The sequence below is a fragment of the Parahalioglobus pacificus genome (genome assembly GCF_014652275.1).
GTDB lineage: Bacteria > Pseudomonadota > Gammaproteobacteria > Pseudomonadales > Halieaceae > Parahalioglobus > Parahalioglobus pacificus.
Genome location: NZ_BMYM01000001.1, coordinates 1,811,022 through 1,827,314 on the forward strand (window position 1 = coordinate 1,811,022; position 16,293 = coordinate 1,827,314).

Genomic DNA, 16,293 nt, shown 5'->3' on the forward strand with positions numbered 1-16,293 from the left:
ATCAACGGTAATTCAGTGCCACGTGCTCGCTGCCCACACACTCGCGTAGGGCCTGCAGCAGTTCATCCGAAGGCATCACACGCCAACGCTCCCCGCAGCGCACCCGGGCCACGTTACCCGGCTGGCGATACTCAAGCCATACCGGGCAACTGCCGCCCAAGCCTCGCGACAGTGTGCTTTGCAGTCGCTCGGTGAATCCATCGCTGATCATATCGGTGCTGATGCTGATGGTCAGCGCCGATGCGTAATCCTGCCGCGCCTCGTCCAGGGTGCGAAGCGACTTGGCCCGCATCACCAGACCACCGCTGTAATCATCTGGCGCAACACGACCCTCAACGATGACAATGTTGTCCTTCTGCAGCAGCTCACGGTGCTCGTTATAAGCCTCGGAGAACACCGTAATCTCCATCCGCGCACTGCGATCGTCCAGTTGCAGAATCGCCATGGTGCCGCGCTTACCCTTGATGGTTCGCACCGAGATCACCAGTCCGGCGATCACTGAGTCGCCTTTGCTGTCGCCGCGTAAGTCGACAATGCGCGTGGGCGCGAACTTACGTACCTCGGCCTCATACTCATCAATGGGATGGCCCGAAATGTAAAGTCCCAGCGTGTCCTTCTCGCCGCCCAAACGCTCCTTGCCCGACCAGGGGCGCGCATCCCGGAAATCTGAATACACATCACCGCTGCTGGTGCTGGCTGTGGGCACCACCTCACCAAACAAATCCTGCATGCCGGCATCGCGGTTGCTGGCCGCCTGATCGGCAGCTTTCAGGGCATCATCAACGCTGGCCATCAGCACCCAGCGCTCAACCCCCAGGTTATCGAAGGCCCCGGAGCGAATCAGCGCTTCAATCGCGCGCCGGTTCACCTTGCGCGGGTCGGTGCGTGCACAAAAATCAAAGAGGTCGGTAAATGGGCCGTCCTGCTCGCGGGTGGCCAGCATGTTCTCGATGGGCCCCTCACCGAGACCCTTGATAGCACCCAGGCCGTAGATAATCTCGTTGGCCTCGTTCACGGTGAACATGTACTGGCCTTCGTTCACGTCGGGCAGCTTCAGTGCCAGCCCCATGCGTCGACACTCCTCGACAAAAATTACTATCTTGTCGGTATTGTCGAGTTCCGAGCTCATCACCGCCGCCATAAAAGGCGCCGCATAGTGCGTCTTCAGCCACGCGGTCTGGTATGAGACCAGGGCATAGGCCGCAGAGTGGGACTTATTGAAGCCGTAGCCGGCGAACTTCTCCACCAGGTCGAAGATCTTCATGGCCAGCTGGCCGTCCACGCCTTTGGACTTGGCGCCGTCTTCAAACACGGCGCGCTGCTTGGCCATCTCCTCGGGTTTCTTCTTGCCCATGGCGCGACGCAGCATGTCAGCGCCGCCCAGGGTATATCCCGCCAGTTCCTGTGCGATCTGCATCACCTGCTCCTGATACAGGATGATGCCGTAGGTTGGCTGCAAAATAGGCTGCAGCCACTCATGCTGATATTGGGCATCCGGGTAGGAGATTTCTTCCCGGCCGTGCTTGCGGTTAATGAAGTTGTCCACCATGCCCGACTGCAAGGGGCCGGGACGGAACAGTGCCACCAGTGCCACGATATCTTCGAAGCAGTCCGGCCGCAGGCGCTTGATCAGGTCCTTCATGCCGCGGGATTCCAGCTGAAAGACAGCTGTCGTCTCCGCAGACTGCAGCAGATCAAAACTGGCTGCGTCATCCAGGGGTATCTGGGAGATATCCAGCGGCAGTTCGCCCTGGCGTTCGCGGGCGGTGTTGATCATCTTCACCGCCCAATCAATGATGGTCAGTGTACGCAGTCCCAGGAAGTCGAACTTCACCAGGCCAGCGTCTTCCACATCGCCCTTGTCGTACTGGGTTACCAGACCACTGCCGCTTTCGTCGCAAAAGAGCGGTGAAAAGTCGGTCAGTTTGGACGGTGCGATAACCACACCACCGGCGTGTTTACCCACGTTGCGGGTAATGCCCTCCAACTGCACCGCCATGTCCCAGATTTCCTGGGCCTGGGTATCATCACGCAGGAACTCCTGCAGCAGCTCCTCCTGCTCCAGCGCCTTGGCCAAGGTCATTCCCACTTCAAAGGGAATCATCTTGGACAGCTTATCTGCCAGGCCAAAGGGCTTGTCTTGTGCTCGCGCGACGTCTCGCACCACCGCTTTTGCGGCCATGGTGCCAAAGGTGATGATCTGTGACACCGCCTCGCGGCCGTAGGTATCGGCTACGTACTCAATAACCTGATCGCGCTTCTCCATGCAGAAATCGACATCGAAGTCGGGCATGGAGACACGTTCGGGATTCAGGAAACGTTCAAACAGCAGATCGTACTGAAGGGGGTCAAGGTCGGTAATTTCAAGCGCATAAGCCACCAGCGAACCCGCACCGGAACCACGGCCGGGACCCACGGGTATGTCGTGTCGCTTGGCCCAGCGTATGAAATCCATCACGATCAGGAAGTAGCCTGGAAAGCCCATCTGGATAATGGTGTCCAGCTCAAAATCCAGGCGGTCACGATACGCCTGGCGCAGTGACTCTACCTGGTCACCCGCCTCGGCCAGTATCACCTCAAGCCGCTGGTCCAGGCCTTCATGGGAGAGTTTGCGGAAAAACTCATCCATGGTCATACCGTCAGGTACCGGGTAGTCGGGCAGGAAAGGCTTGCCCAGTTCCAGCACCACGTTGCAGCGTTTGGCGATCTCTACCGTGTTTTGCAGTGCTTCCGGTATATCAGCAAAGAGCTCCGCCATTTCCTCCGGCGAGCGCAAATACTGTTGGTCTGTGTATGGTCTGGCGCGCCGCGGGTCGTCCAGGGTACGCCCCTTGTTGATGCAGTAACGGGCTTCGTGCGCCTCAAACTCATCAGAGGACAAGAATCGTACGTCGTTGGTGGCCACCACCGGGCACTGCTTCTGTTCGGCCAGTGCGACCGCCGCGTGCAAATGTGCTTCATCGCCCTCGCGCCCAAGGCGGTGCAGTTCCAGATAAAAGCGATTGGGGAACACCGCCAGCCAGTGATCGAGTCTGGCACTGGCTAGATCAGGCTTACTGCCCAGCAAGGCCTGGCCAACGTCGCCGCTGGCGCCGGCTGACAAGGCAATCACGCCTTCAGAGTGTTCGCTAATCCAGGCCTTGGAGACTAGCGGCTCACCCAGACGTTGCCCCTGTGTATAGGCGCGAGAAATCAGCAGAGTCAGGTTATGATATCCGGCGTCGTTCATCGCCAGCAGAGTCAGCGGGTAACTGCGCTCGGCGTCCTCATCATCCATAACCTGGAGATCAACACCGAACAGGGGCTTAACACCCGTGCCTAACGCGGCCTTCTGAAACTTGATGAGCCCATAGAAATTGGTGACATCGGTGACACCCACAGCCGGCATTCCCAGCTCTGCGGTGCGCTTGACCAAAGGGCCCATCCGCACAAGGCCATCGACAAGAGAAAACTCGGTATGCAGCCTGAGGTGAACAAATGCGGTCATGGCCGCAGTTTACTCCGCCCCGCTTCCGGCTAACAGAGTTTTCACGGGCGCAAAGCTTTTTCGGTGCACCGGGGTCACACCCAGGCGCTTCAATGCCTCTAGGTGCGCAGCCGTGGGATAACCCTTATGCCCGGCAAAGCCATACCCGGGGTACTGCTCATCGAGCACGATCAGCTCAGCATCGCGCTGCACCTTGGCCAGAATAGAGGCTGCGGCAATCGCGGCCACGCGATCATCGCCCTTCACCACGGCCTCAGACGGGTAAGACCAGTTCGGCAGACGATTACCATCCACCAGCACCATCGCAGGCTGAAGCGACAGGCTCTCTACAGCACGACGCATTGCCAACAGTGACGCCTGCAGAATATTGATCTCATCAATTTCTTCGACGCTCGCTCGGGCGATGGCCCAGGCCTGGGCTCGGGACTTGATCTCCTCCGCCAGCGCCTCACGGCGCTTATGCGTGAGTTTTTTTGAGTCACGCAGCCCGGTGATGGGTTGATCGGGGTCCAATATCACAGCAGCAGCAACCACATCGCCCGCCAACGGGCCCCGGCCTACCTCATCCACGCCGGCAAGGGGCAGCATATCCTGCAGTGGCGCGTCGTAGTCGAAACTGAATAAATCCGTCACGCGTTACGCCCCGCCAATTCCAGCAGGGCTTCCGCGGTTTTACTCGCAAAGTCCAGGCGAAGGCTTCGATGCAGCGCTTCAAATGCCTGCAGCTGGCCGTCATCAGTACCCTCCAGTATTTCATTCACGGCCGACGCAATGCCCTCGGCGGTGGCTGCATCCTGAATAAACTCGGGCACCAGGGCTTTACCGGCAAGAATATTGGGCAATGCGGCAAAGGGGGTTTGGACCAACCGGATTACCAATGCCCAGGACAGTGAGGACATTCGATAGGCCACCACCATGGGTCGCTTCAGCAGCATGGCCTCCAGAGTCGCGGTACCGGACGCCAACAGGACCGCATCAGCCGCTGCCATCACTTCCCGTGACTCTCCCTGCACCAGGGTGACGGGCAGGTCCTGGGTCTGGGCTAGCAAGGCTTTCAGCTGCACCATGCGTTCGCTATTTGCCGCTGGCATTAGCACGTGCAGGGCCGGGTGCGTAGCCTTAAGCCTACGCACCACTTCCAGAAACAGGGGGGCCAGGGCAGCCACTTCGCCACCTCGGCTACCGGGCAGGACGGCCAGAACAGTGGTATCACTTGCGATACCCAGCCCTGCTCGAGCAGCATCGCGATCCGGCTGCAGTGGGAGCTCGTCTGCCAAGGGGTGGCCAACAAAACGGCAGGGAATGTCGTGCTGCTGGTAGATGTCCTGCTCAAACGGAAACAGACACAGCATGAGGTCCACAGAGCGGGCGATCTTGTGGATGCGTTTCTGGCGCCAGGCCCAGACTGTGGGGCTCACCAGGTGCGCAACCGGGATGCCGCACTCGCGCAACTGCCGCTCCAGGGTCAGATTAAAATCCGGTGAGTCTATGCCAAGAAACAGGTCTGGGGGATTATCCCTGAAGTGCTCGAACACCCGTTTACGGATGTTCAACAGCTCAGGCAAGCGCTTCAGGGGCTCGACAAAGCCCATGACCGACAGGCGCTCCATAGGGAACAGGCTATCCAGACCCTGCTGTGCCAGCAGTGGACCGCCAATACCTTCGACAATGAGATCAGGCACGCGGCTTCTCAGCGCTGCAACAACCCGGGACCCGAGAATATCGCCGGACGCTTCGCCGGCAAGAATACCAATGCGCAGGGGGGCTGCAGTCACTACCGGACGATACCGCGCTCCGAGGCGCGAATGCTGTCAATCAATACCTGCACTTCCGGGGTTTCCGCCAGCATGCTTTCCAGCCGCTGCAGTGCGATATCCAGAGTCAGGCTCTGGCGATACACAATCTTGAATGCGCGGCGCAGCTGATTGATGGCATCGGCAGAAAAACCGCGGCGGCGCAGGCCTTCGATATTGATGGTCTTGGCCTCCGCCGGCGAGCCACTGACCGTGACGTAAGCCGGTACGTCCTTACCAATCCCAGTGCCCATGCCGCTAAAGGCGTGCGCACCGATTTTACAGAACTGATGGACCAGCGTGTAACCGCTGAGGATGGCCCAGTCACCCACGTGCACATGCCCCGCGAGCGCGGCGTTATTCACCAGGATCGTGTTGTTGCCGATCACGCTATCGTGCCCAATGTGCACGTAGGCCATAAGCAGATTGTTATTGCCGATAATGGTCTCCGATCGATCCTGAACAGTGCCCCTGTGAATGGTGACATTTTCGCGGATGACATTGTTATCGCCGATCGTCAGGCGGGTAGGCTCGTCGCGATACTTCAAATCCGGCGTCGCCTCACCCACAGATGAGAACTGGTAAATGTGATTGTTGGCGCCAATAGTAGTAGGGCCGCGAATCACCACATGAGGCTCAATAATCGTGCCCTGGCCAATTTCGACATTGGGCCCGATCAGGCTCCATGGCCCGATGGTCACATCATCTGCGATGACGGCCGAGGGGTCGACAATGGCCTGTTCGTGAATCATGGCTATCGGTCAGCGCACAAAATGGTGGCAGAGGCGCAGCGCTCTCCGTCCACATCCGCGCTCACCTCAAACTTCCAGATTCCCCGACGCTCACCCAATATCTTGGCGCGCAGCATCACCCTGTCACCGGGCACACAAGGCCTCTTGAAACGCAGGTTATCGGCGCCAACGAAATAGTAGATAGAGCCATCTGCGGGCGTTTTCCCCTGAGATTTAAACCCCAGTATGCCCGCTGCCTGGGCCATAGCCTCCAGAAGCAGAACACCGGGGAAGACAGGCTTATCGGGGAAGTGGCCATCAAAAAAAGGCTCGTTAATGGTCAGGTTTTTATACGCGACGATTGACTCGCCCAGTTCCAGCTCGACAACCCGGTCGACCAACAAAAACGGATAACGGTGAGGCAGGTGGTTGCGGATGTCTTCCACGTCCATCATGGACCAGGCTCCTTAGTCTTTACTTGCCCCGCAGCGCCTTCTCCAGAGCAGTAATTCGTTGATACAACTTGTTGAGCTGGGTGAAACGCACTGCGTTGCGCCCCCACTCCCGAGTTTCGCCCAGCGGTGTCCCCGACGAATAGGAGCCAGGTTCGGTAATGGAGCGTGTAACCCGCGACTGTCCAGTAAAATGTACGTTGTCACAAATCTCCAGATGGCCGGATACGCCCACCGCCCCCGCCAGGGTGCAGTTTGCGCCAATGGTCGTACTTCCGGCGATTCCCGTGCAACCGGCGATCGCGGTATTTTTGCCAATACGGCAGTTGTGCGCGATCTGAACCTGATTATCGATGATCACGCCATCCTCAATCACTGTGTCATCAAGGGCGCCCCGATCCACAGTCGTATTGGCACCGATGTCCACGTTGTCGCCAATGCGCACACTTCCAAGCTGGCAGATCTTCTCCCAGCCGTCGGGCCCCGGGGCAAAACCAAAACCGTCAGCACCAATCACAGAATGGCTGTGCACAGTACAGTTTTTGCCCATAACAACGCCATGGTAAATCACCGCCTTGGGATGCAGCCGCGAGCCTGCGCCGAGTTCGGCACCGTGCCCCACATAGGCACCTGCACCAATAACAACGCCATCGCCCAGACAGGCATCGGCTTCCACACAGGCGTATGCGCCAATGCTGACGCCCTCACCCAAGGTCACGCTGGGGTCAACCTGTGCGGTTTCATGAACGCCCGGCAACGGTACCGGACTGTCGTCGAATACCTGGGTAGCGCGGGCGAAGCTGACATACGGCTGCGGCGAGAGCAGCACATCGGTGGGGCTTTCTTGCTGCCACTCGGGCTTTAGAATGACTGCGCCGGCGCGTGTTTTCGCCAGCTGGGGCAAATACTTCTTGTCGCTGATGAAAGCGACCTGGTGCTCACCGGCACTGCCCAGTGGGGCAATACCCTCGAGCACCTTATCGCCATCGCCGGAGAACGACAGCTCAAGACGCCGCGCAAGCTCTCCCAGCGTGATCACAATCGAGCCTTATTCAGCAGGCAACTGATTTAGCTTATCGGTCACCTTGGCGGTGATGCTGTAACCGGCGTCCGCATGAATCACAGAGGCGCGCTGCAACAACAGGCCAATGCCTTCTGTAGCAATCAGTTCACGCAGAACCTCCTGCACCTTGGGCGAGAGCTCCTGCAACAGCGTTTGACCTGCCAACTGCTCCGCCTGCTGCAGCTTGCCAGTCACGTGCTCCAGGTCTGCCTGCTTGTTCGCCAGTTTCTGGCGTGCAGCAACCATTTGTTCCTGACTCATCGCCGCTGAATCCTTCTGGAGGTTACCCAGCAGTTCATCGAACTCGGCCTTCAGCTTATCGAACTCGGCCTTATCAGCCTGATAATCTTCGCCATTGCGCACGTCAGCAAGACGCTTCTGTGCGAGATCTGTCTGCAGAATCGCCTCTTGCAGGTTGACCACGGCGATTTTCCCCTGGGCAAATCCCAGTACCGGGAACAGCAAGGCCGTCACGGCGACCAGCGATTTCAGTAAATTAGACACAGTAAACTCCATTGGTTAAAAAATTAGAAGCCGCGGCCGAGGGTAAACTGGAAGACTTCCTCTTCGTCTTCATCGCCCGCATTAAGGGGTTTGGCCAGACTGAAGGTCATGGGGCCGAAGCCGCTCAGCCAGGTCACGCCGACACCGACGGAATAGCGCAACTCATCGGGGTCAACATCGAAACAGTTGATTTGGTTAGACGAACACTGGGTATTGAATACGTTACCCGCGTCGATAAAGAATGCCGAGCGCAGCTTGCTGCGATCCTTGATAAACGGCATGGGGAATAGTAGCTCGGCACTGCCTTCGATCAGCACATTACCACCGAAGGGATCCGCACGATTGCGAATGGTTTCTGCGATGATCTTGCCCGTCTCAGGGTCGACGCGGTAGCCGAAGCCCTGCCCTTCAGGCCCGCCAATTTCGGTTGGATTACCGTTCTCATCGATGCCAGTCACTGGCTGGTCAATGTCATACAACAGCGCCGGAGTACTACGCGGGCCCAGCGTATTGGACTCAAAGCCACGCACGGAGCCAAAGCCACCGGCAAAGAAATGCTCGTAGAACGGCAGCTCGGTCGCGTCACCATAACCGTCCCCATAGCCCAATTCGGTGCGTAAATGGACCACCCATTCCTGCGCAATGGGCAGGAATATCTCACCGCGATAGGTCAGCTTGTAGAACTCCAAGTCAGAGCCCGGGACCGCCACTTCCAGAGCCACTGACTGGGACGCACCGCGCGTAGCGAGTCGACCACGGTTGAGGGTTGACTGCGTCCAGCTTCCTGTAATAGTCCAATTGAGAAACTCGTTGCCGTTCTCGTCCAAAAAGCCCGGTTCAGCAGGAATCGTTAGTGCATCCAGAGGCAGGTCTTCAATGGGTAACAGCACCTCAGGCTCGGCAAAAGTCCCATCCGGGAGTCGCGTACTCTCGAAGAAATCTTCTACGCCGTCTTGCAATCTGGGGCTGGCGAAAATCTCCTGTACAGCAAACCGGCCTGCGGTAATCTCAGTGTTGGATACACCGAAACTGAAGCCCAGACGCTCGGTTTCCTTAATCGGGTAACCAAAGTTCAGCGCCGCACCCACAGTATCGGTGGTGTAACTCGCGACGTTCACTTCTTCCAGGTCAGTTGATCGGTAGAAGATGTTAAAGCCTCGGCTTACCCCGTCTTCGGTGAAATAGGGGTTGGTGTAGCTAAAATTATACAGGTCCTGATAGCGGGATTGGTTCAGCGACACACCCACACGCCGACCGGTACCCAGAAAATTGTCCTGTTGCAGGTTAAGGCCAAGAATCAGGCCCGCATCCTGAGCAAAACCGAAGCTGGCGCCAATGCTGCCGGAGGTCTGCTCCTCCACTTCGAATTCCACATCGATCAAATCATCATGGCCGGGCACTTCGGGTGTTTCTACGCTGGCCTGACTGAAGTAACCCAGCCTTTCCAAACGGATTCGGCTCTGCTCAATCGCGGCCTGGGAGGCGGGTGCGCCTTCCATTTGGCGCATCTCCCGGCGCAGCACTTCATCGGCAGTTTTCTGATTGCCCTTAAAGCTGATACGGCGAACGTAGGTTCGCTTCCCGGGGTCCACGAAAAACTTCATGGAGACCGTGTTGTCTTCTTCATTAACCTCGGGAATACCTGTGACTTTGGCAAAGTTGTAGCCCTCGTTGCCAAGGCGCCGTGTCAGGTAGTCTTCGGTACCCGTTACCAGCTGCTGGGAGAAGGTTTGACCCTCGCCGATCAACAGGAAACGCCGCAGGTCTGCTTCAGGGAGAACCAGATCACCTGAGAGGTCTACGTCACTCACTGTGAACAACTCACCTTCGCTGACATTCGCGGTGATATACACCTCTTCCTTGTTCGGAGATACCGATACCTGGGTAGAGTCGATAGAGAACTGCAGGTAGCCCCGGTCGAGATAGTAAGAGCTGAGCTTCTCGAGGTCGCCGGTGAGTTTTTCGCGGCTGTACTTGTCGTCGCTGGTGAAGAAGGAAAGCCAACCGGTGGTCTTCAGCTCGAAGATATCGGTGAGTTCCTCGTCGCTGAATACCTGATTACCCACGACGTTGATGTGTTTGATGGTAGCGACTGAGCCCTCATCAACGTCGATGTTAATAGAGACGCGGTTGCGGGGCTCGGGTAGCACCTCTGTCTCGATGCTGGCGTCGTAGCGCCCCTGCTGCACATATTGGCGCTGCAGCTCCAACTGCATGCCCTCCAGGGTAGAGCGCTGGAATACCTGACCAACGGCCAGTCCTGCACCTTTCAAGCCTTCCAGCAGCGCTTCCGTCTCGATGGCCTTGTTACCGTCGATATTGATCTCACTGATGCTCGGCCGCTCCGTCACCATGACCACCAGCACATTGCCGTCCCGGCCAATGCGGATATCATCAAAGTTCCCGGTAACAAACAGGCTGCGCACGGCCTGGCGCAAGGCGTACTCGTTAACAACATCGCCCACGCCAACGGGTAACGCAGCGAAAACGCTACCGGCAGAGATGCGCTGCAGACCCTCGACCCGGATATCCGAGATCACGAAGGCCTGGGTCTGTGGCTGGGCATGCGCAGGCATCGAAATGGAAGCCTGTACAATCACCAGCAGGGCTGCCAACACAAACTGCGGCAAAAATGCCCGCGATAAAACAGAGTTTGGGCGTGAATTAATCAAGCTGAAATCAACCAGTTATCGTGCGTTTACGCACCTTATTGTTAAACGCTTTTATAAACGTCGAAACCCCCGAAGCCCCCCGCTCGACTAGAGCCGGGAGAAATCATTAAACAGGGCAACCATCATGATGCCCAACACCAGGAACATTCCCACCTGGTAGCCCAGTGCCTGGATTTTTTCCGGCACCGGTCGCCCGGCCAGCAGTTCCAAGGTGTAGTACAACAAATGCCCCCCATCCAGCACTGGAATCGGCAGCAAATTCAATACACCCAAGCTGATACTCAGCAGGGCGAGAAAGCTGATATAGGATTCCAGGCCCGACTCGGCCGAAGCGGTGGCCACTTTAGCAATGGTGATAGGGCCACTCAAGTTTTTAGGAGAAATCAGCCCCTGAATCATCTTCTTGATGGACTCCAGCGTGAACACCACCAAATCACTGGTTCGCTGCAGCCCTGCACCTAAGGATTCCAGGGGACCGCGCTGGAATTGCCGCAGCATCTCCGGAGGCATCGACGGTAATTCGACGCTCATGCCAACCCGGCCAAAACTCTCTCCATTCTCCGTCACACGATCCGTTGTCAGGTTCAGCACTAGCCGCTGCAGGCCTCGCTCTACCTCCACGCTTATGGATTCGCCAGGTCTGGCGCGCACGTAATTAACCCAGTCGCTCCACAGGGGCATGGCTATGCCATCGGCGCTGATGACTGTGTCTCCAGATTCCATGCCCGCACGCTCGGCTGGGCCTTCCGGTACAATTTCGCCTGCAATGGGTAACACCGCCGGTCGATAGAGGCTAATACCCAGGCCACCATAGAGATCCGGTTCTTCCTGCTCAGACAGCCAGCGTTCGATCACCGCCTCGGATTCGTAGATGACATCGGAGTCCGGGTACTTCACCGCAAAGCTAATAGTGCCCGTGTCGCCAATACGGTCCAGCAGACGGAAACTCAGAGCTTGCCACGTGGGGGTTTCCTGGCCATCCACAGCCACGATTTCCTGCCCCGGCTCCAAACCGGCCACCTCGGCCACAGAATTCGCGCTGACTTCGCCGATCACGGGCACGTAACCGCTCTCTCCGGACAGGTACAAACCCCAGAAAGCCACAATGGCCAGCAGAAAGTTAGCCAGTGGCCCGGCCGCAACAACGGCAATGCGTTGAAGTACCGGTTTGCGATTAAAAGCCAGGTGCTGCTCGGCGCTATCTACCGGCGCTTCGCGCTCGTCCAGCATCTTGACGTAGCCGCCCAGGGGAATCGCGGCCACGGCCCACTCGGTGCCATGGCTGTCGGTGCGCGACCACAGGGGCTTACCAAAGCCAATGCAGAAGCGCAGCACTTTTACGCCACAGCGCCTTGCTACCCAGAAGTGCCCGTACTCATGCACAGCCACTAGTACCGCTAGGGTTAACAGTGTAACTAGGATGGTATAAATCAGATCCATCGTATGCTCAGTTATCTAGTGCGATGTGCGCAGTCGCGCCACGGCCTCAAGTGCCGCCTCACGCGCATCGCTATCGGCTTTTTTGACAACAGCCAAATCATCAGGTTCCACGCTGCTTACGCGCTCAACTACCTGCTCGATAATAGCGGGAATTTGGGCGAATCCGATAGCGCTGTCCAGAAATGATGCCACCGCAATTTCATTGGCCGCATTCACCAGCGCCATGCTGGTGCCACCCTGCTCTACCGCCTCGCGGGCCAGCCGCAGACAGGGAAAGCGCGCTTCATCGGGTGCTTCGAAATCCAACTTTCCAGCCGCCACCAGGTCCAGAGGCCCTACACCCGCATCGATACGCTGCGGCCACGCAAGCCCGTGGGCAATGGGGGTGCGCATATCGGGGTTACCCAGTTGGGCCAGCACTGAGCCGTCACGATACTGCACCATCGAGTGGACAATGCTCTGGGGATGAACCACAACCTCAACCTGCTCGGGTCGCAGGTCAAACAACCAGCAGGCCTCGATGAATTCCAGACCCTTGTTCATCAGGCTGGCCGAGTCCACTGATATCTTTCGCCCCATGGACCAGTTCGGGTGCGCACAAGCCTGCTCAGGGGTTGCCAGCGCAATGTCCTCACTGCTCCAGCATCGGAACGGGCCGCCGGAGGCGGTCAAAAGGACCTTGCTGACACCAGCCATTTCCGGCTGCGCGCGATCGTTTGCTGGCAGGCACTGGAAAATGGCGTTGTGCTCGCTATCGATAGGCAACAGAACCGCGCCACTGCGTTCCACGGCGGCCATAAACAGGTGGCCCGCCATCACCAGTGCCTCTTTGTTGGCTAATAGCACCCGCTTACCGGCTTCAGCTGCGGCAAGTGCGGAAGGCAGGCCCGCAGCGCCCACGATCGCCGCCATTACCACATCGACATCGGCGTGCGAGGCGATCATTGCCAGCGCCGAATCCCCCTGCAATACCTCGGTGCCCAGCGCCTCGGGGAGCGCGGATCGCAGTGCTTGGGCAGCATCGGCGCAGGTCATCACGGCATAGCGAGGCTGGTGCTTTATACACAGGGCCTGCATGGCCTCGACGGATTGATTAGCAGCCAGTGCGAATACCCGATAGCTGTCGGGGTGCCTTGAGATAACATCCAGGGTGCTCTGCCCAATGGAGCCCGTGGCGCCCAGCACCGTGACCCAGCGCCTCTCGCTCATCATCAATAGCCCGCGAGCAGCAGACCCAGGGCGAATACGGGAGCGGCGCCGCACAGGCTGTCCAGCCTGTCCAACAGTCCGCCGTGCCCAGGCAGCAGTGATCCGCTGTCCTTCAGGCCGCTTTCGCGTTTGACCATGCTCACTGTGAGGTCACCAACCACCGACCCCAGCGCCGTGGCCACGGCAATGGCCAGCACCGCCACGTAGTCCAGATGGTCGTAACGGGCAGGCAGCAGCCACCAAACGACGGATGCTACTGCCACAGCCAACAACATCCCCCCCCAGAAACCTTCCCAGGTTTTTGCAGGGCTGACCGCTGGCGCCATATGATGCTTACCGAGGCTCTTACCACTGAAGTAGGCCCCGACATCGGCGGCAACCACCAACAGCACCATAACCACCATCAGGAGCCCACCTCGGGGGTGTGCCAGCAGGAAAACAGCGGCCAGCCAGGCCAGCACCAAGACGACAATACCCATTGTGGAGCGACCAACCACACTGCGCCAGAACACCGCGCTGCGCGGATACCCTTTCACCCACAGCAGGGCAAAGGACCACCACAGGCAGGCCACGCCAAGAAACGGCTGTACGCGTTCGGCAGACGGCCAGGTTGCAGGATCAATGTAGACGTAAAGCCCAGCCATCATGGCCAGTAAGAGAAGTGCATACACTGCACGCGCACCCTTGTTGGCAATGCCCGCAAGATGCGCCCACTCCCAACCCCCGGCCGCCACAATCAGGGCAAACAGCAGCGCAAGAGCCGGTAAGGGCAGGAACATCACCGCCAACAGGAAGGACCCTGCCATGGCAACACCCGTAATCACGCGTTGCTTAAGCATCACCACCCCCGGCAATCATTCCGGCATCCGGGCGCAATCCAAAGCGTCGTTCACGCTGTTGATAGTCGGCCAGGGCTCGCGCGAACTCCAACTCGCCGAAATCCGGCCACAACGTCGGCGTAAAGTAGAGCTCACTGTAAGCGAACTGCCACAGCATAAAATTGCTGATACGGGCATCACCACCCGTTCGGATACACAAATCCGGCGCCGGCAGGTCGGCTGTCGATAATTCCGCCTCAAGGCGCTCGGGGTTAATGTGTTCGGGAGCCAAGGTGCCCGCTTTCACCCGCTCTGCCAGGGTGGCTGCAGCGCGGGCTATATCCCACTGCCCGCCGTAATCGACAGCAATAACAACCGTAGCTTCTGTGTTTTGTGCAGTCAGCGTTTCAGAGCGCTCCATCAGTCGCTGCAGCCGGGTGCTGAAGCGATGGCGCTCACCGATGAAACGCAAACGAATGCCGTCGTTATGCAGTTCCCGCACTTCATTGCGCAGGTAGCGTGACAACAAAGCCAGCAGCGCCCTAACCTCAGGAGTCGGCCGCCCCCAGTTTTCGCTACTGAAGGCAAACAGTGTAAGCACTTCAACACCGTGCTGCTTACAGGCGCGCAAAACGCCGCGCACCGCTTCTACGCCGGCACGGTGACCCGCCGGACCTGGTACGTTTTCACGCTTGGCCCAGCGGTTATTGCCATCCATGATGATAGCGACGTGACGCGGAACCCAGCGTTCTTGGGTACTGGCACCGCTGGGTGAACTGTGATCCGGCATGGGCGCTGGAGATCAGATTTCCATGAGATCGGCTTCTTTTTCCTCGAGCATCTTTTCTACTCGAGCCACGAAGCCGTCCGTGAGCTTTTGTACGACATCCTGTCCACGACGTTCATCGTCTTCAGAGATTTCCTTCTCTTTAACCAGGTCCTTCAACATCTGGTTGGCATCGCGACGGGCATTTCGCACGGATACTCGCGCCGACTCTGCCTCGGATCGGGCCTGACGAATGTATCCCTTGCGGGTTTCCTCTGTCAGCATCGGCATAGGGATGCGAATAACCTCGCCGGCTGTGGCCGGGTTCAGGCCCAGGTCCGACCTCATAATGGCCCTTTCGATATCGGGGATCATGGATTTGTCCCAGGCTGTGAGGCTCAGCGTGCGGGCGTCTTCCACGTTGATATTGGCCACCTGATTCAACGGGGTGTCGGCGCCGTAGTACTCCAGCCGAATGCCGTCCAGCAGACTCGGATGAGCGCGCCCGGTACGGATCTTGTTGAAGTTGTGGGTGAGCGCATCCAGACTCTTCTCCATGCGCTCCGTGGCCTCGGCCTTAATATCGTCAATCACGTCTTTTTCTCTCCCTCTGTGACGGTTTACTCGATGAGCGTTCCGACATCTCCGCCCCGCACAATGCTAAGCAGGGCGCCTTGTTTTTCCATCTCAAACACACGAACCGGCATGTTGTGATCGCGGCACAGGCAGATCGCCGTCAGGTCCATCACTTCCAGTTTCTTGTCCAGCACCTCGTCATAGGTCAGTCGGTCATAGCGTACGGCATCTTTCACCTTCATCGGGTCCGCCGAGTACACTCCGTCCACCTTGGTGGCCTTGAGCACTAGATCGGCCTCAACCTCAATACCTCGCAGGCAGGCAGAAGAATCGGTGGTGAAGAACGGGTTACCCGTGCCTGCGCTGAAGATCACCACATCACCATTACTCAGTGCACGAATGGCCTTGCGACGGTCGTAGTGGTCAACAACACCACTCATTGGGATGGCCGACATCACCTGAGTGGCAATATTGGAACGCTCCAGTGCATCGCGCAGGGCCAGCGCATTCATCACCGTAGCCAGCATACCCATATGGTCACCGGTGACGCGATCCAGACCCGCGGCCTGCAGTGCTGCCCCGCGGAACAGGTTGCCGCCACCTACGACTAGACCAACCTGAACACCAATACCCACCAACTGGCCGATTTCAAGGGCCATTTGATCCAGGATCTTCGGATCGATACCAAAGTTCTCGTTACCGGTCAGGGCTTCGCCGCTAAGCTTGAGGAGTATGCGTTTGTATTTTTTATCCGGGTTTGATTGTGCCATGACGCTCGCTCA

Annotated in this window: 14 protein-coding genes; all 14 read right to left on the reverse strand. The window is 58.1% G+C overall.

The features are described from left to right. Position 1 precedes the first annotated feature (1 nt). Positions 2-3,487, reverse strand: a complete 3,486-nt coding sequence (gene dnaE / locus IE089_RS08185) for a DNA polymerase III subunit alpha (RefSeq protein WP_189477044.1) — start codon at positions 3,485-3,487, stop codon at positions 2-4. Positions 3,488-3,496: 9 nt separating this feature from the next. Beyond that, the gene (gene rnhB, locus IE089_RS08190; RefSeq protein ID WP_189477432.1) at positions 3,497-4,075 is read right to left on the reverse strand and encodes a ribonuclease HII; all 579 of its coding nucleotides are present in this window, start codon (positions 4,073-4,075) and stop codon (positions 3,497-3,499) included. Positions 4,076-4,116: 41 nt separating this feature from the next. After that, positions 4,117-5,262, reverse strand: coding sequence for a lipid-A-disaccharide synthase (gene lpxB / locus IE089_RS08195; RefSeq protein WP_229802644.1), 1,146 nt, complete (start codon positions 5,260-5,262; stop codon positions 4,117-4,119). Then, the gene (gene lpxA, locus IE089_RS08200) at positions 5,262-6,032 is read right to left on the reverse strand and encodes an acyl-ACP--UDP-N-acetylglucosamine O-acyltransferase (RefSeq protein ID WP_229802645.1); all 771 of its coding nucleotides are present in this window, start codon (positions 6,030-6,032) and stop codon (positions 5,262-5,264) included. The genes lpxB and lpxA overlap by 1 nt, the downstream gene beginning before the upstream one ends. A gap of 2 nt (positions 6,033-6,034) precedes the next feature. Then, complete coding sequence (gene fabZ / locus IE089_RS08205) at positions 6,035-6,466, reverse strand: 3-hydroxyacyl-ACP dehydratase FabZ (RefSeq protein WP_189477046.1); 432 nt, start codon at positions 6,464-6,466, stop codon at positions 6,035-6,037. A gap of 19 nt (positions 6,467-6,485) precedes the next feature. After that, positions 6,486-7,502: a UDP-3-O-(3-hydroxymyristoyl)glucosamine N-acyltransferase gene (gene lpxD / locus IE089_RS08210; protein ID WP_189477048.1), complete on the reverse strand. Its 1,017-nt coding sequence runs from the start codon at positions 7,500-7,502 to the stop codon at positions 6,486-6,488. Positions 7,503-7,511: 9 nt separating this feature from the next. Further along, positions 7,512-8,030 carry an OmpH/Skp family outer membrane protein gene (locus IE089_RS08215; RefSeq protein WP_229802646.1) on the reverse strand — a complete coding sequence of 173 codons (519 nt, stop codon included), beginning with the start codon at positions 8,028-8,030 and terminating at the stop codon, positions 7,512-7,514. A gap of 23 nt (positions 8,031-8,053) precedes the next feature. Continuing rightward, complete coding sequence (gene bamA, locus IE089_RS08220) at positions 8,054-10,606, reverse strand: outer membrane protein assembly factor BamA (protein WP_189477435.1); 2,553 nt, start codon at positions 10,604-10,606, stop codon at positions 8,054-8,056. Positions 10,607-10,789: 183 nt separating this feature from the next. Then, a complete protein-coding gene (rseP, locus tag IE089_RS08225) occupies positions 10,790-12,142 on the reverse strand; it encodes an RIP metalloprotease RseP (RefSeq protein ID WP_189477051.1) in 1,353 nt (450 codons plus the stop codon). A gap of 15 nt (positions 12,143-12,157) precedes the next feature. Then, on the reverse strand, positions 12,158-13,351 hold the full coding sequence (gene ispC, locus IE089_RS08230; protein WP_189477436.1) for a 1-deoxy-D-xylulose-5-phosphate reductoisomerase: 1,194 nt from the start codon (positions 13,349-13,351) through the stop codon (positions 12,158-12,160). A gap of 2 nt (positions 13,352-13,353) precedes the next feature. Continuing rightward, complete coding sequence (locus tag IE089_RS08235; protein WP_189477053.1) at positions 13,354-14,190, reverse strand: phosphatidate cytidylyltransferase; 837 nt, start codon at positions 14,188-14,190, stop codon at positions 13,354-13,356. Next, on the reverse strand, positions 14,183-14,959 hold the full coding sequence (uppS, locus tag IE089_RS08240; RefSeq protein ID WP_189477055.1) for a polyprenyl diphosphate synthase: 777 nt from the start codon (positions 14,957-14,959) through the stop codon (positions 14,183-14,185). The genes IE089_RS08235 and uppS overlap by 8 nt, the downstream gene beginning before the upstream one ends. 12 nt (positions 14,960-14,971) lie before the next feature. Next, positions 14,972-15,529, reverse strand: a complete 558-nt coding sequence (gene frr / locus IE089_RS08245) for a ribosome recycling factor (protein WP_189477056.1) — start codon at positions 15,527-15,529, stop codon at positions 14,972-14,974. 26 nt (positions 15,530-15,555) lie between these two features. Next, positions 15,556-16,281 carry a UMP kinase gene (pyrH, locus tag IE089_RS08250; RefSeq protein WP_189477057.1) on the reverse strand — a complete coding sequence of 242 codons (726 nt, stop codon included), beginning with the start codon at positions 16,279-16,281 and terminating at the stop codon, positions 15,556-15,558. Between the last annotated feature and the right edge of the window lie 12 nt (positions 16,282-16,293).

What these genes read in the sequence shown, in the direction of transcription:
- dnaE (WP_189477044.1), bottom strand. Translation starts at nt 3,487, where the DNA reads ATGACCGCATTTGTTCACCTCAGGCTGCATACCGAGTTTTCTCTTGTC.
- rnhB (WP_189477432.1), bottom strand. Translation starts at nt 4,075, where the DNA reads ATGCTGCCCCTTGCCGGCGTGGATGAGGTAGGCCGGGGCCCGTTGGCG.
- lpxA (WP_229802645.1), bottom strand. Translation starts at nt 6,032, where the DNA reads ATGATTCACGAACAGGCCATTGTCGACCCCTCGGCCGTCATCGCAGAT.
- fabZ (WP_189477046.1), bottom strand. Translation starts at nt 6,466, where the DNA reads ATGATGGACGTGGAAGACATCCGCAACCACCTGCCTCACCGTTATCCG.
- bamA (WP_189477435.1), bottom strand. Translation starts at nt 10,606, where the DNA reads ATGCCTGCGCATGCCCAGCCACAGACCCAGGCCTTCGTGATCTCGGAT.
- rseP (WP_189477051.1), bottom strand. Translation starts at nt 12,142, where the DNA reads ATGGATCTGATTTATACCATCCTAGTTACACTGTTAACCCTAGCGGTA.
- ispC (WP_189477436.1), bottom strand. Translation starts at nt 13,351, where the DNA reads ATGAGCGAGAGGCGCTGGGTCACGGTGCTGGGCGCCACGGGCTCCATT.
- IE089_RS08235 (WP_189477053.1), bottom strand. Translation starts at nt 14,190, where the DNA reads ATGCTTAAGCAACGCGTGATTACGGGTGTTGCCATGGCAGGGTCCTTC.
- uppS (WP_189477055.1), bottom strand. Translation starts at nt 14,959, where the DNA reads ATGCCGGATCACAGTTCACCCAGCGGTGCCAGTACCCAAGAACGCTGG.
- pyrH (WP_189477057.1), bottom strand. Translation starts at nt 16,281, where the DNA reads ATGGCACAATCAAACCCGGATAAAAAATACAAACGCATACTCCTCAAG.